Origin of the sequence: Pseudomonas svalbardensis, from assembly GCF_030053115.1 — a bacterium.
Taxonomy (GTDB): domain Bacteria; phylum Pseudomonadota; class Gammaproteobacteria; order Pseudomonadales; family Pseudomonadaceae; genus Aquipseudomonas; species Aquipseudomonas svalbardensis.
On record NZ_CP125619.1, the window covers coordinates 4,989,135 to 5,005,120 of the forward strand.

Here is a 15,986-nt window from a genome sequence, read left to right on the forward strand (position 1 = left end):
GGCTACAGCACCTTGCGCCGTTGCCTACAGATCCGTCAGAATCCGCCGGCTTGTGCGCCTTGGTATTGCCCCGTAACTTGATCCGCGTCGCTGCCAATCAGCGATCGGGTTTAGTCGCCCGGTAGGTAACATGAAGGTGCATAAGCGTCATTCAGTCGGGTATTCCCTATCCCCGCACTCAATGGTGGCTGTGCGCAGGGCGCCCTCGGGCGCGCCGGTTTTTTCATGTTCCTCCCGGTCGACTAACCTGCGTACAGCCGCCACCCCTCGTTTAGTCGCTAGACGGTGGCAGCTCCACTAAAAGGAACAATGATCATGTTTAAGGCAACACCGAATCCCCCCGAAACCGACCCGGTTTCCCCCTACTCCACCCTTGATTCAAAAAAGCTCCACGCCGCCGCCGACAAGGCGCTGGACCATTACCTCAAACCCGATATCAACCCCCTCCGTTCATCCCAGGACCGTGCCATGGAAATGTTCACCGTCGTCCCCGATGCAAATGCCGAAGCCCTGATCATCCAGACCTACGAAACCTTTTCGTCAGTCAGCATTCTGCTGCTCGACCTGGCTGAAAGCCTGGATGACAAGCCGCGACATCTGGCGATGGCGATTTATCAGTTGAGTGAGTTGGGGTTGTTGCTGGTGGAGAGGTCGCTGGAGAACGAGATGGCGATCAAGACGGCGTAGCGTTTAGCCGTTCAATCGTTGTTGCCTGATCGGTCGCTTTCGCGAGCAGGCTCGCTCCCACATTGGATCTGCGGTGTGCACAAATCTTGTACTCAACATCGATTCAACTGTGGGAGCGAGCCTGCTCGCGATAGCAATAGTAGAAACGCCACAACCCTCAAGCAGAGGCAGGCAACGGCTGAAAACTGAAGTATCGCTTCAAGGCGCTGACCAGTTGCCCATACTCCGGCGGTGCCCGTTGCAGGCTGAACCCGGCGTCATAGTGGTGAGGGGTCGTGTCTTCATGGCACCACAAGCAACACGCCTGAAGATCAATGACCTGCATGCAGCCGTTGCTGGCGGGGATTTTCAGGCGCAAATCGAAATCGGCGCCGATCATCATCGGCAACTGGCTGATCAGCATCAGCCCGTCTTCGGACACGTTGCCCAGAAAGCCGATGGGTTTGTCGGTGACGCTGTTGAACACTCTTAGAAAATACGGCAGTTGATGCCGTTCGATCCGGCGGTCAGTAAACATGCGCAAATGGCCCAGCAAGGCCCTTAAGCAGGGCCGCACTAATGCTTCGGAACGGGCCTGCTTCTATTTCTGCTTCTATTTCTTATAGAAAGGCATAGACATAGGCGCGCTCTCCCCGATCCCGGTGCGACAGTCCATAAAGCCGCTGTCGCTTACTCCTGCCGATCACAGGTGTTACCTCGATTAGAGGCAAGGCTCTAAACCGATCTATTCGACTATAGCTCACCACTGCCGGTGAGCCAGCCTTTGAACAACGACGACAATCAGAACCGCGTCGGGCGCACGACCGCAGCAGCGCTGCGCAGCGGATAGTGGCCCAGCGACTGCAAGGTTTCCAGGCGGGCGCGGGCGCGGTAGGCGTATTCACTTTGCGGGTACGAGGCGATGATGAACTGGTAGGTTTGCGCCGCATCGACAAACAGTTTCTGCCGTTCCAGGCACAAGCCGCGCATCATCGATGCTTCCGGCCACACGTAAGGCCGAGCTCGGCTGGCGCGTTCGACTTTGGACAGTTCAAGCATGACCTGCTCGCAGTTGCCGCGGTCGTAGGCCCTGTAGGCGTTATTCAAATGATGGTTCATTGACCAACGGGTGCAGCCCGTGACGCTGAGGGCACTGATGGCAAGGGCGGCAATGAGCACGAATCGCATGGGGGATCTCCTGTCTTGAGCTCTGTATCGACCCGTGACGCGAAATCTTCAGGAATGTTCGTTTCAATAAACAAACGAATAAGTAGTGCATATGAACAATGACTACAACCGGAGACCATAGTAGCCTCACTCAGCGCTTGAACTCAGGAGTCTATGCATGTCCGTCCGTCGCACCAAAATCGTCGCTACCCTTGGCCCGGCCAGTAACTCGCCGGAAGTTCTCGAACAGCTGATTCTGGCTGGCCTGGACGTCGCCCGCCTGAACTTCTCCCACGGCACCCCCGACGAGCACAAGGCTCGCGCGAAGCTGGTGCGTGACCTCGCTGCCAAGCACGGCCGCTTCGTCGCCTTGCTGGGTGACCTGCAAGGCCCGAAAATCCGTATCGCCAAATTCACCAACAAGAAGATCGAGCTGAAGATCGGTGATCAATTCACCTTCTCCACCAGCCATCCTCTGACCGAAGGCACCCAGTCCGTCGTCGGCATCGACTACCCGGATCTGGTCAAGGACTGCGGCGTGGGCGACGAGCTGCTGCTCGACGACGGTCGCGTGGTGATGCGCGTTGATACCGCCAATGCCACCGAGCTGAATTGCACCGTGCTGATCGGCGGCCCGCTGTCCGACCACAAAGGCATCAACCGTCGCGGTGGCGGCCTGACCGCTCCGGCCCTGACTGAAAAAGACAAGGCCGACATCAAGCTCGCTGCCGAGATGCAGGTCGACTACCTCGCGGTGTCCTTCCCGCGTGACGCGGCCGACATGGAATACGCCCGTCAACTGCGCGACGAAGCCGGCGGTACGGCCTGGCTGGTGGCGAAGATCGAACGCGCCGAAGCCGTGGCCGACGACGAAACCCTCGACGCGCTGATCAATGCCTCCGACGCCGTCATGGTGGCCCGTGGTGACCTGGGTGTGGAAATCGGCGACGCCGAGCTGGTGGGCATTCAGAAGAAAATCATTCTGCACGCACGCCGCCACAACAAGGCTGTGATCGTGGCGACCCAGATGATGGAGTCGATGATCCAGAACCCGATGCCGACCCGCGCCGAAGTTTCCGACGTGGCCAACGCCGTGCTCGACTACACCGACGCCGTGATGCTTTCGGCGGAAAGTGCCGCTGGTTTGTACCCGCTGGAAGCCGTGCAAGCCATGGCGCGCATCTGCATCGGCGCTGAAAAGCACCCGACCAGCAAGACCTCCAGCCACCGCATCGGAAAGGTCTTCGAAAGCTGCGACCAGAGCATCGCGTTGGCGGCCATGTACACCGCCAACCACTTCCCGGGCGTGAAGGCGATCATCGCGTTGACCGAAAGTGGCTACACGCCGTTGATCATGTCGCGCATCCGTTCCTCGGTGCCGATCTACGCGTTCTCCCCGCACCGCGAAACCCAGGCCCGCGCGGCGATGTTCCGTGGCGTCTACACCGTACCGTTCGACCCGGCATCGCTGCCGCCTGAGCAAGTCAGCCAGGCCGCGATCGACGAGTTGCTCAAGCGCGGCGTAGTGGAGAAAGGCGACTGGGTCATCCTGACCAAGGGCGACAGCTACCACACCATCGGCGGCACCAACGGGATGAAAATCCTGCACGTTGGCGACCCGATGGTCTGAGTAATCGACCGCTGAAAAACAAAAGCCCCGCCATGTGAATGGCGGGGCTTTTTTGGTTTTTGTGTGGAGGTGTTTGGCTGGAGTTTTGTGTCGGTTTGCAGATCCACCCCCCTCACCCCAGCCCTCCCGAAACGTCGGACCGCCCCCAAGGGGGCGAGGGGAAAGGGAGCAGATCGGGGGGCGCTTCAGGTCCTGAGTTCGGCTCGATATTGCAGGTCGATGTACTTCGCCAGAACAACTCGGTCAGCTCCCTCTCCCTCTGGGAGAGGGCTGGGGTGAGGGCTTTTCAATGCCTGCGAATAAACCCGGTCAACGCCGCAATCGCCTCCGGCGAGCGCAGCCGTTGAGTGAACAATGCGCCCTCTTCTTCTATTGCCTTGCGCAGCTGCTCGCGGTCCGGGGCTTTCATCAATTGCTTGCTGATGCGCACCGCCTCCGGCGGCAGCGATTCAAAACGCAACGCCATCTCCCGCGCCTTGGCCAGCGCCTCTTCGCCACTGCCCAAGGCTTCAGTCGCAATCCCCCACTGCGCAGCCTGCTCACCACTAAAACCTTCACCGAGCAGCAACAACTCGGCGGCTTTGGCATGTCCGAGCAAACGCGGCAGGATCAGGCTGGAACCAAACTCCGGGCATAACCCGAGATTAACGAACGGCATGCGAAGGCGCGCATCGCGACTGACATACACCAGATCGCAATGCAGCAGCATCGTCGTGCCAATGCCCACCGCTGCGCCGGCCACGGCGGCGATCACCGGTTTGCGGCATTCGAGCAGGGTGAGCATGAACTGAAACACCGGGCTGTCGAGGTTGCTCGGTGGTTGCTGGATGAAGTCGGCGATGTCGTTGCCAGCGGTGAAGCACTCGGTAGAACCGGTGATCAGCACGGCGTTGATTTCAGGGTCGGAATCCGCCTGTTTCAGCGCTTCGGCCAAGTGGCTGTACATGGCGCGGGTCAGGGCGTTTTTCTTGTCGGGGCGGTTGAGGCGCAGGGTCAGCAGGCCGCGCTCACGTTCAAATTGGATGGCATCGCTCATGGTCGGTCTCGCATCGAAAATCAGCGCTCAACCGCGGAGAACAAAGACGTCCGCCAGCAGTTGATTGCGCGGCAATCCCGCCAGATACAAGCGCCGGGCAAAGGCGTCGACGCTGTCAGGGGCCCCGCAGAGTAAGGCCAGGGTTTGCCGGGAGACAAGCCGCAGTTGCGCCAAAGCCTCTGGCAACTCGGCCGCGGTCCACAGCTCAATGCTCAGGTTCGGGTGGCTGGCGGCCATGGCCTGCAGGGGTTTGGCCAGGTAATGCTCCTCGGCATCATGGGCCAGATGAATGACACGAATGGCACCTTGGTGATCTTGCCGTAGCGCTTCACGCAAGATACCGAACAACGGCCCCAAACCCGTTCCGGCGGCCAACAGCCAAAGCGCTCGGGTGTTCCAGTCAGGGTCGTAATGCAAGGCCCCGCCGCGCAACTCGCCGAGGTGGATCGAATCGCCGATTTTCAACTGACTGGCCGCGTCGCTGAATTCCCCCGGCTGGCGACAATCGAGATGGAACTCCAGAAAGCGGTCTTCTTCCGGCAGGCTGGCCAATGAATACGGCCGCGCCACGTTGCCCGCCCACAACACCAGATGCTGCCCGGCGCTATAGCGCAACGGACGCTCGGGGGTCAGGCGCAAACGCAACACGCTGGCGCTTAACCAATCGACAGCCGCCACCTCGGCCGGGCGGCCATCCTGCTGAGGATCGAAGGTGTGCACCTGCAAGTCCTCGACCACCTGACACTGGCACGCAAGGCGCCAGCCTTGCTGACGCTGGTCTGCGCTCAGGGCGTCGGGGCGGCTGTCACTCGGCAGCCCTTGGACACATTGCACCAGACAGGCGTGGCAACTGCCGGCGCGACAGCTGTAGGGCACAGACACGCCGTTCTGATTCAACGCATCGAGCAGGTTGCTGCCCGCCGCCACCGACCATTGGCGTTCGCCGACCCGTAACTCAGGCATCGACGTTCTCCCACGCCGCCGCGCAACGATTGCGGCCGTCACGCTTGGCGCGATAGAGCGCCTGATCGGCGCGCTGCAAGGCTTCATCGAGATCGTCGCCCAGTTCGAGCAACGTCATGCCCGCCGACAAGCTGAGATGGGCGACGTTGAGTCCGATCAGTTCTACATCGGTGAACGCAATGCGCAGCCGCTCGCAACAGGAGGTCAAGCGCTCGGCGTTGCAATCGGGCAACAGCACGACGAATTCTTCGCCACCGTAACGGGCCAGAACATCGCCATCGCGCAAGCAGGCGGTGGCCACGGCGGCAAAGGCTTGCAGCACCTGATCACCGGCGGCATGGCCGTGCACGTCGTTGATCCGTTTGAAATGGTCGAGGTCGATCAGCGCCAGGCCATGCATGACACCGGCGTCCATGGCCTTCAGCTCACGGGAGGCCAGGCGCAGGAAATGCCGGCGATTGAACAGCCCGGTCAGTTCGTCGGTGGCCACCAGGTCTTCGAGCTGGCGCATCATCCCGCGCAGGGTGTCCTGATGCGCCTGCAAGGCAAATCGGCGCTGACGCATGCGTAGACGGGAGGCCTGGACGTGACGGGCATAAAGTTCCAGCCAGACCAACACGATGAGCAGCACGCACACCTGCAATGCGGCCAGCGCCGGGTCGGGTAACTGGAAGTGGTAACCCTCCCACAGCGTGATCGCGCTGAAACTGACGAACACCAACAGCGCGCACCGCAAGAAGGCAAGGCGCGAAAGATGAAACAACCCGAACAGCAGAATCAGCACGTAGAACACCAGGAACGCGCCGCGTGCCTCGTCCAGATGGGCGATCAGCCAGGTTTGCCAACCCAGCCCCAGCAACACTTGCGCTTCGGTCAGGCTGGGGTCGGAATAACGCAGGTTGCAGCCGCTGTAAAACACCGCAAACAACGCCGCCTGACTGATGACCACCAGCGCACTGCCGATGGCAACGCTGGGCAGGGATTCATCGTAATGACCGGTGAAAAACGCCAGCCACAACAGCAGCAAAGCCAGGGCGTAGGTGCCGGCTGCGAGGGCAAAGCGTTTGAGCAACAAGCGCTGGATGGCGTTATGGGTCAATCGTTGACTCACCGTGCGAAGGGAGGCTGCTTGAGTGTCCTACTCTACAGACCGAATGCCACTTTAGTAGCGTGCCTGATAAATGACCATTCAATTTTAAGGGCGGAAAACTGGCGTCAGAACGCTGACTGATTTCCTGATCCTTGCTACAGGGATCGTGTTCGATATGCGACCAACGATTGACTACCGGCGGGTGTGCCCGGAACCGAGGCGCGGTATACTGCCGCGCCTTTTTAGCGTCGCGCCAGCAGCCCCGGCGTGCCTTGTAAAGGTGCTTGCAACCGACCGATGCACCCAAGCTGCAAGCACCTTATTGAATGTTCCCGTCTTTTAGAGGAGCGCGACTCATGACCGTGATCAAGCAAGACGACCTGATTCAGAGCGTTGCCGACGCCCTGCAGTTCATTTCCTATTACCACCCCGTTGACTTCATCCAGGCGATGCACGAAGCCTACCTGCGCGAAGAATCCCCAGCGGCCCGTGACTCCATGGCGCAAATCCTGATCAACTCGCGGATGTGCGCCACCGGCCACCGCCCGATTTGCCAGGACACCGGCATCGTTACCGTCTTCGTTCGCGTGGGCATGGACGTACGTTGGGATGGCGCCACCATGGGCCTGGACGACATGATCAACGAAGGCGTGCGCCGGGCTTACAACCTGCCGGAAAACGTCCTGCGTGCCTCGATCCTCGCCGACCCGGCGGGCGCTCGTAAAAACACCAAGGACAACACCCCGGCCGTTATCCACTACTCCATCGTTCCGGGTAACACCGTGGAAGTGGACGTGGCGGCCAAGGGCGGCGGTTCCGAGAACAAGTCGAAAATGGCCATGCTCAACCCGTCCGACTCGATCGTCGACTGGGTGTTGAAAACCGTTCCGGAAATGGGCGCTGGCTGGTGCCCACCGGGCATGCTCGGCATCGGCATCGGCGGCACCGCCGAGAAAGCCGCCGTGATGGCCAAGGAAGTGTTGATGGAATCCATCGACATCCACGAGCTGAAAAAGCGCGGCCCGTCCAACCGTATCGAAGAGATGCGCCTGGAGCTGTTCGAGAAGGTCAACCAACTGGGCATCGGCGCCCAGGGCCTGGGTGGCCTGACCACCGTGCTCGACGTGAAGATCATGGATTACCCGACCCACGCCGCTTCGTTGCCGGTGTGCATGATTCCGAACTGCGCCGCCACCCGTCACGCGCACTTTGTGCTCGACGGTTCCGGCCCGGCCTCGCTGGAAGCGCCACCGCTGGACGCCTACCCGGAAATCGTCTGGGAAGCCGGCCCGTCGGCCCGTCGCGTCAACCTCGACACCCTGACCCCGGAAGACGTGCAGAGCTGGAAGCCGGGCGAAACCGTTCTGCTCAACGGCAAAATGCTCACCGGTCGCGACGCCGCGCACAAGCGCATGGTCGAGATGCTGAACAAGGGTGAAACCCTGCCGGTGGACCTCAAGGGTCGCTTCATCTACTACGTCGGCCCGGTTGATCCGGTGCGCGAAGAAGTGGTGGGCCCTGCCGGCCCGACCACCGCGACGCGGATGGACAAGTTCACCCGTCAGATCCTCGAGCAAACCGGCCTGTTGGGCATGATCGGCAAATCCGAGCGCGGCCCGACCGCGATCGAAGCGATCAAGGACCACAAAGCCGTTTACCTGATGGCAGTGGGCGGCGCGGCTTACCTGGTGGCACAAGCCATCAAGAAATCCCGCGTGGTGGCTTTCGCCGAACTGGGCATGGAAGCGATCTACGAGTTCGACGTCAAAGACATGCCAGTGACTGTTGCGGTCGACAGCAAGGGTGAGTCGGTACACATCACCGGTCCTGCCATCTGGCAGAAAAAGATCAGTGAAAGCCTGGCGGTAGAAGTGCAGTAAACGCTTCAGCTTGCCAATACGGCCGGGTCATCTTTTAGATGATCCGGCCGTTTTTTTTGGCACCGCTTTTACCATTCGCGATAAAGCGTCGTGTCGTCCATCTTATTCGGTCTAAAAATACAGGCCTTACCTGTCACATCTGACAGGTCACGCAGCACCTTGATCTTGTTAGCGTTGCTTCATCACGCAATTCCGATACCACGGGAGAGCGCAAAGTCGACACAGGATCAGCCCCATGGAAGAGCAAGCCTCCCTGAGCATCACCGAGCCCTCCATCGCCAAGAGTGCTTCCATTGCCACGATTGGCAAAAGCTGGGGATCGGTCGGCGTGACGGGCAGTGCCTCGTTCGAGTTGCCGCTGCCCCTTTCAGCAGGGCGCGGTTTCGATCCCGCCATGGCGCTGAGCTATGACAGCCAGGGCGGTAACGGTCCGTTCGGCATTGGCTGGCGTTTGGGTGTCAGTGCCATCACTCGCCGGACCAGCAAGGGTGTGCCCGATTACCTCGCCACCGACATCATGGTCGGCCCCGGTGGCGAGGAGTTGATGCCCGAACTGGATGACAAGGGCAAGCCCAAGTCCAGAATCGAGACTCGATACCGCGAGCTCCCCATTGGCGAGCACAGCGTGGTGCGCTACTGGCCGCGGATCGAGAGTTCGTTCGACCTGATCGAGCTCTGGCAACCGGATGAAAAACCGCCCTTCTGGCTGGTACACGGAGCCAATGGCAGCCTGCATGTGTACGGTAAAACCGACGCTTCGCGCCGTGCCGAGCCTGTCGACCCGGCCACCCCTGACGCGCCACCGCGTATCGGTGTGTGGTTGCTGCTCGAAAGCATGACCCCCCATGGCGAACACATCTGTTTCGACTACAAGCCCGAAGATCAGACTCACTCCCCGGATGACCCGCACGACTATCGTGCCCAGCGTTTTCTGCACCGGGTGTATTACGGCAATGCCCTGGCCAGCAAAGACTTGTACGCCTGGACGGTAGAAAACCCGGCAAACCTGGGCTGGCATTTCCACCTGGTGTTCGACTACGGCGAACGGACCCGAGATCTGGAAAAGAAACCGCTCTACGGCCCTCCGTTCGATACTCCCGGCGAGGGTTATGGTGAGTGGCAGTTGCGCGACGATCCCTTCCATAGCTACACCTATGGTTTCGAACTGGGCACCCGACGCCTGTGCCATCAGGTTTTGATGTTTCACCATTTCCCAGCAAAACCGGATCAAAAGCCGGCGCTGATTCGACGATTGCTGCTGCAGTACCAAACGACTCCCTTGGCGTACACCCAACTGGTGGCGGCGCACTATCAGGCGTACGACGCCAGCGGCGCCGTGGAAAATATGCCACCGGTGGAATTCGACTATTCAGGCTTCGAACTCAATCAGCAGTCGAGCCCGTTCTTCCCCTTCGAAAACATGCCCGGCATCGAGGACGGCGCGCACCACCAATGCGTCGATCTGTTCGGTGAAGGCGTGCCGGGGTTTATCTGTCGTTACGACCAGAGCTGGTATTACCGCGAACCCTTGCGCGCGCTGACGGGGGCGGATGACATCCACTACGGCCCATGGACAGAACTGTCCCGAATTCCCGTGGCCAATCGCAATCAACCGAGCTATCAGGCGTTGACCGATCTGACCGGCGACGGTCGGCTCGACTGGATCCTCGCCTCACCCGGCATGAGCGGTTTCCATACGCTCAACCCCGATCGCAGCTGGTCAGGGTTCATTCCCTTTACAGCGTTCCCGGTGGAGTTCTTCCACACGCTTTCACAGTCTGGCGACTTGATGGGCGACGGGCTCAGCTCGATGGCGCTGATCGGTCCCCGGAGCGTGCGCCTGTACGCCAATCGGCGTGAGGAAGGTTTCGCGCCGGGCCAGGACGTCGAGCACAAACCGGAGACCGATCGCCTGCCGCTGTTCAGCAATTCACGCAGCGAACTGGTGATGCTGGGTAACTTGCTGGGCAGTGACATGACCGAGCTGTGCCGCATCCGGCACGACGAAATCAGATGCTGGCCGAACCTCGGTCACGGTCTGTTCGGCAAAGGTTTTGTCATGAGTGCCCTGCCCTTCGATTACGCGACATTCGACGCGGCGCGGGTGCGGATTGCCGACCTCGACGGCTCCGGCGCACCGGCACTGATTTATCTGAAGTCCGACTGTTTCGAGATCTATTTGAATCACGGTGGCAATGGTCTGGAGCAGATCCCCGTCACGGTCCGTTGGCCCGACGGCATCCGTTACGACAACCTGTGCCAGGTCACCCTCGCCGACCTGCAAGGCCTGGGTTGCGCGAGCCTGATTTTGACCGTGCCGCACATGAAACCACGGCACTGGCGCTACGATTTCGTCAGCACCAAGCCTTACATGCTGGTCGCCAGTAACAACAACATGGGTTGCAGTACCCAGGTGGTGTATCGCAGTTCGGCGCAGGAATGGCTGGATGAAAAGCATCGGATACTCAAGCTCAAACGTTTCCCGATTTCCTACTTGCCGTTCCCGGTGCCCGTGGTCAAGCAACAAAGCCAGCTCGATGAAATCACCGGCAATCGCCTGAACCAGTTTTTCCAGTATTTGCACGGTTACTACGATGGCCGGAACCGCGAGTTTCGCGGCTTTGGCCTGCTACGCCAGACCGACAGCGAAACAAGCGCCCGTGAAGACGACATCGGCTTTACCGCCCCGGCGCTGGTCTGCACCTGGTTTCACACCGGACGGAAGATCGACCTGCCACGCGATGGCTACTTCAACCGTGACTCCGAAGCGTGTGATTTGAAACCCACGCTGTTCTGCCAGTATCACCGCAACGACGCTTTCGATGACCCGATCCCGCCGCCCGATGAAGCCACCGCCCACGAAATCGCCCGCGCCCTTGCAGGTTCAGTGTTGCGCGTGGAGACCTACGCTGGCGACGATGACCTGTCCACGGCGGTGCCGTTCGCGGTGGAGGAAAGTCGTTACAAGGTCCGCGAACTGCGCAAAAAAGGAGACCATGACGCTTACCCGATTATGCTGCCCTTGCAACTGGAGAAGATCAGCTACCAGTACGAGCGCTTCATGAACGACCCTCTGTGCCGACATGAACTCACCTTGGGCCATGACGAGTTCGGTCTGCCTGTGCATGCCATCACGGTCAGTTATGCACGGCGTAGAACCGCCAGCGATGAACCGCCCTTTGACGATGTCGATGAACAGAAATGGTGGCTTGATGCCCACGATCCGGCACAGCAGTCTTATTACCTGAGCGAAACCCGCGCCGAGTTCGTTCACTTGAAGGAGGACCTGCAAGGCTGGCGACTGGGTCTGCCCTATCTGCAACGGGGCAACGCAATGGTCTTGCCCAAGGGAACGGCACCCGCAGGACTTACCCCGGCAGATATCTCCCATGAAAGGTTTATCGAGCTGTACGCCTCGCCCGAATGGGCCGCTCAGCGGCTACTGACCACGCAGTCGGTACATCGCTACCTCAAGACTGACGATCGAACCGTACTTGCCGATGGCAAAGCCGATTTCGAAGCTCTGAGGGCACCGTTGGAACTCGCCCAACTGGACAAGACAGCACTGCAAGCCTACGACACAGTGCCGTCGCTCGTTATTCGGGACGAACTGGAAAATATCGGCTATTCGGCCATGCCTCTGGTGCTGGGGATAGACGAGGAGGCAGACAAGGAAGAGGACAAGGAGAGAAATCTATGGTCGTCCCGGTATGGTTTTGCCAAGTACGGCGAGTTCGATAGTTTTTACAAAGTGATGGCGTACAACGAAACGCCCAGTTACGGCATCACGACAGCCCGCTACGACGCCTACTGTCTGCTGCCGAAAAGCATCACGCAGCCGGACGGGTGCGAAGCCCGTTTCGAATATGACTATCACGCGCTGCAACTCATGCGCAGCATCGATGCCAATGACAATGTCGAGGAAGCCCTTTACGAGCCGTCCGGACAACCCCTTGCCATCAGTTTTTATGGAACTGAAGACGACAAAGAAGTTGGTTTTCGCCCCCTCGATGAACACGTACGTCCCGTGGACCATCGTCCGGACCCTGCCATCGAAGATCCGAAAGGCGCCCTGAAAAAAGCGGCCAGCGTATTGCGCAAGGACCTGTTCAGCTGGATGGGCGAACTTCCCCATTCCGTCAGGCAGACACCTGACTGGCTGACCACCTGGGTCGCACAAGGCTACGTGCTGCCAAGTCTGCACATTTGCGCCAGCGCCCGCCGTCGCCTGTCCCGGCTCAAGTCCCTGACCGGGCCTGAACAAGCGCTGCTCGACCTGATCCACACGGTTCCTCGCGAACCGGTGCACAGCGTCGTTCTCACCGCTGACCGCTATTGGGATGATGAGCTGCAACAAATCCAGATCGTCAAAGCTTTCGTGGATGGTTTCGGCCGGCCACTGCAGACCAAACAGTTGGTCGAGCCGGGACAGGCTTTTGTGGTGGAAAACGGTGAGCTGGTGATTGAAGACGGCAAGCCAAAAATTGCGCACGCCGATCCGCGCTGGCGCGTCAGCGAACGTGTGGAATACAACAACAAGGGGTTGGCCGTTCGGGCGTTTCGCCCTTACTTCGCCAATGGGCACCGCTATATCAATGACCACTCTTTTCGTGAGTTCGGCCATCACGATCAGAACTTTTACGACGTGCTGGGTCGCCTGAACAAAGTCATCAACGCCAAAGGAGATGTCGCGCTCGAGATCATCCATCCCTGGTACTCCACCAGCCTGGACTTTAATGACACCTACGTTGCGCCGCCTGAAAGTGAGCTGAAGGCAGGCAAGCCATGACAACCACCGTCCATTGGCGGACCCCGAATGTGACGGCCATTGATAGCCGGGGCTTACCGATTCGCCAGATCGCCTACTTGCGCAAGGTCATCGGCGAGCCACTGGAAACCCTGATTACCCGACAACGGCATGACGCCGCCGGACGACTGCTCGAGCAATGGGACCCGCGCCTGTTCGGTATCGTGCCCAACCTGAGCACGACCTACCGACTTTCCGGCGAGCCGCTGAAGGTCTCCTCTGTAGATGCCGGCTGGCGCTTGAGCCTGGCCGGGCTGGCCGGGGAAGAGCTTCAGCGTTGGGATCAACGTGGCAGTCATTGGCGCACCACCTACGACCCTCAGTTGCGCCCGCTCGCCATCGAGGAAAACGGCCAGCCGAACGTCGAAACCGTTACCTACGCTGACGCCTCTGCCGATCCCGCCCGTAACCTGCGCGGCCAATTGACCGAGCAGGTCGACCGCTCCGGCACCTTGAGCTTCGACAGCTACGGTTTGCTCGGACAACCCCTGCGCGACACCCGAATGGTCGAGGGCAAGCCTTACCGCAGCAGCCGAATTTATAGCCCGCTCGGCACCGTGCTGAGCCAGACCGATGCCGGTGATCACCAGCAACAGTTGCGTTACGACCTTGCCGGTCAGCTCAAGCAGGTTGAGCTGCGGATAAAAGGCAACCCGAACATGCAGACGGTTCTCAAAGACGCGCAGTACAACGCCGCCAGCCAGATCATCGAACAACGCGCCGGCAATGACGTGCTCAGCACCTGGACCTATGACCCGGCCGATGGACGCCTGTCCACGCAACGTGCGCAAAAAAACGCCGAACAGGCGCTGCAAAACCTGGAGTATTTTTACGACCGCATCGGCAACATCATTCGCATCGAAGACCACACCTTCAAACCCATTTACTTCGCTAACCAACTGATCGACGGCCACCGCGACTTCACCTATGACTCGCTGTACCGGCTGACCAGTGCCACCGGTTACGACGATGCCCCGCCGTCGGACATTCCGGGCCGGCCCCAGCCCGGCGACCCGAACAATCGACTCAATTACACGCAACACTACAAGTACGACCCCGGCGGCAACCTGATCGAACTGCGTCACGTGCGTGCGGGTGCTTCGCAGACTCGCGAGATGTTCATCGACCCTGCCAGCAATCGTGGCGTGCGTTGGACAGAGGGAGATCCTGCTCCGGTTTTTTCCGAGTTGTTCGACCTTCACGGCAACCTCAAGGACTTGCAACCGGGCAAAGCCTTGCAGTGGAACAGCCTGGACCAGTTGGAAGCGGTCACGCTGGTCCAACGCGACAATGGCCCCGATGACCAGGAGTTTTACCGCTACAGCCAAGGCGTGCGTGTGTACAAACGCCATGAAACCCACACGTCATCGCTCAGCCACTTCCAGGACGTGATCTACCTGCCGGGGCTGGAAATCCGCACCCGCGACAGCGGCGAAAAATTGCATGTGATCACCCTACCCCGCGGACGCGGCAGCGTGCGTTGCCTGCACTGGGTCAGCGGCAAACCCGCCAACATCGCCGCCGATCAATTGCGCTACAGCCTCGATGACCACTTGGGGTCCTGCGCGCTGGAACTCGATCATGATGCGCAAGTGATCAGCCAGGAAGGTTATTACCCGTTCGGCGCCACGGCCTGGTTCGCGCGCGGCAGTGAGGTGGGCGTCGACTACAAAACCATCCGCTATTCGGGCAAGGAAATGGATGACAGCGGGCTGTATTACTACGGTGCGCGCTATTACGCGCCGTGGTTGCAGCGCTGGGTCAGTGCCGACCCGGCGGGGGATGTGGACGGGCTGAATTTGTATGGGTTTGTCGGGAACAATCCCCTGAATTACTTCGATGACAGTGGTGAAAGCAAAAAACCCAGCGAGTTGAAGAGTGAAATCATCAGTGGCTTCAAATTTCTATCCAGTGTTCACCATGAAATGAACACCCTGGACAAGCAGCTCGGTAATCTTTCCCATCCGGCTGCATTCCGATTGAACATTCTGAAGAATTTTATCTATCAAGTCGGCAGTATTCCTGTCGGCTGGTTCACGTCATTCAATGCTGCCGGCGAAGCATCTGGTGCGTTTCCCAACTTCAGCAACGCCAATCCGCATATGTCTGGCGCCCTGTCCGGAATGTTGTTAGGCAACCAGGTCGCCGATGCAAGCACCGGGTTGTATGCAACCCTGATGAGCCCCTTGAATCTCAATACGCCGGTGGTACCGGATTCTTCTGCTTTCAGCGCTGACGCCCTCAAAGAAAAAGCCGGTTTAACACAGACGAGCACCCCGTTTTTTCATGAACCGACAGGCGATGAACTGATGGAAAACTCTATCGCGTTGGTGTCCAGAACGGCCGGTGCTTATATACCGGGGGTGGGAGAAGCCATTGCAATGGCAAAAGTGGCCGAGGATGGAAGCAGGGCCGAAGAAGGCCTGTTCACACAGGAACTTAATGAGATCGAGTCGACGCTGGAGCAGTTAAGCGAAGCGACCCTCACCGTTGCCGCCATGATCAATGCGAACTTTGCAGAGCTGGGTATTAGAGAATTCTATGACGAAAGCCATCACGGTCTGGACTTCCTGATTGACCTTGGACTCGGACGAGTGGGCACCGAAAACTCAAGAATGGTCAGGCAGGCGAAGCTACAACCCTTTAAGGAACGAGCACTGAGTGACATTAACAATACGAAAGTCACGTTAAAAAGATACGGCAATCACCTCACACAAAAAGCAGCGAAAAAAGCGGCCGGAGGTTGA

The 15,986-nt window shown here is 59.3% G+C and carries 10 protein-coding genes; 5 read left to right on the forward strand and 5 right to left on the reverse strand.

Translation table 11 applies throughout. From position 1 onward, the window contains the following. Nucleotides 1-315: 315 nt before the first annotated feature. Nucleotides 316-687 (forward strand): DUF6124 family protein, encoded by a 372-nt coding sequence (locus QFX16_RS23040; protein WP_283181475.1) that lies wholly within the window; start codon nucleotides 316-318, stop codon nucleotides 685-687. Nucleotides 688-844: 157 nt separating this feature from the next. On the opposite strand, the gene QFX16_RS23045 is transcribed toward QFX16_RS23040, so the two are convergent. Beyond that, nucleotides 845-1,204, reverse strand: a complete 360-nt coding sequence (locus QFX16_RS23045; protein ID WP_283181476.1) for a PilZ domain-containing protein — start codon at nucleotides 1,202-1,204, stop codon at nucleotides 845-847. A 263-nt stretch (nucleotides 1,205-1,467) separates the two neighbouring features. Next, entirely contained in the window at nucleotides 1,468-1,854 is a 387-nt protein-coding gene (locus tag QFX16_RS23050) for a tetratricopeptide repeat protein (RefSeq protein WP_283181477.1), read from the reverse strand. A gap of 157 nt (nucleotides 1,855-2,011) precedes the next feature. Here QFX16_RS23050 and pyk point away from each other — a divergent pair, with 157 nt between their 5' ends. Then, nucleotides 2,012-3,463 (forward strand): pyruvate kinase, encoded by a 1,452-nt coding sequence (pyk, locus tag QFX16_RS23055; protein WP_283181478.1) that lies wholly within the window; start codon nucleotides 2,012-2,014, stop codon nucleotides 3,461-3,463. Between the two features lie 286 nt (nucleotides 3,464-3,749). Here the strand turns inward: pyk and QFX16_RS23060 are convergent, their stop codons facing one another. Genes QFX16_RS23060 through QFX16_RS23070 form a run of 3 tightly spaced genes read right to left on the reverse strand, consistent with a single transcriptional unit; the run spans nucleotide 3,750 to nucleotide 6,561 of the window. Beyond that, nucleotides 3,750-4,499 (reverse strand): enoyl-CoA hydratase-related protein, encoded by a 750-nt coding sequence (locus tag QFX16_RS23060; protein WP_283181479.1) that lies wholly within the window; start codon nucleotides 4,497-4,499, stop codon nucleotides 3,750-3,752. Between the two features lie 27 nt (nucleotides 4,500-4,526). Beyond that, complete coding sequence (locus QFX16_RS23065) at nucleotides 4,527-5,462, reverse strand: iron-sulfur-binding ferredoxin reductase (protein ID WP_283181480.1); 936 nt, start codon at nucleotides 5,460-5,462, stop codon at nucleotides 4,527-4,529. Next, on the reverse strand, nucleotides 5,455-6,561 hold the full coding sequence (locus QFX16_RS23070; protein ID WP_283181481.1) for a GGDEF domain-containing protein: 1,107 nt from the start codon (nucleotides 6,559-6,561) through the stop codon (nucleotides 5,455-5,457). The genes QFX16_RS23065 and QFX16_RS23070 overlap by 8 nt, the downstream gene beginning before the upstream one ends. Nucleotides 6,562-6,908: 347 nt before the next feature. Here QFX16_RS23070 and QFX16_RS23075 point away from each other — a divergent pair, with 347 nt between their 5' ends. From QFX16_RS23075 to QFX16_RS23085, 3 genes are all read left to right on the forward strand, one after another. After that, nucleotides 6,909-8,432 carry a fumarate hydratase gene (locus tag QFX16_RS23075; protein WP_008156025.1) on the forward strand — a complete coding sequence of 508 codons (1,524 nt, stop codon included), beginning with the start codon at nucleotides 6,909-6,911 and terminating at the stop codon, nucleotides 8,430-8,432. Nucleotides 8,433-8,667: 235 nt separating this feature from the next. Beyond that, nucleotides 8,668-13,221 (forward strand): SpvB/TcaC N-terminal domain-containing protein, encoded by a 4,554-nt coding sequence (locus tag QFX16_RS23080; protein WP_283181482.1) that lies wholly within the window; start codon nucleotides 8,668-8,670, stop codon nucleotides 13,219-13,221. Beyond that, entirely contained in the window at nucleotides 13,218-15,986 is a 2,769-nt protein-coding gene (locus tag QFX16_RS23085; protein WP_283181483.1) for an RHS repeat domain-containing protein, read from the forward strand. The genes QFX16_RS23080 and QFX16_RS23085 overlap by 4 nt, the downstream gene beginning before the upstream one ends.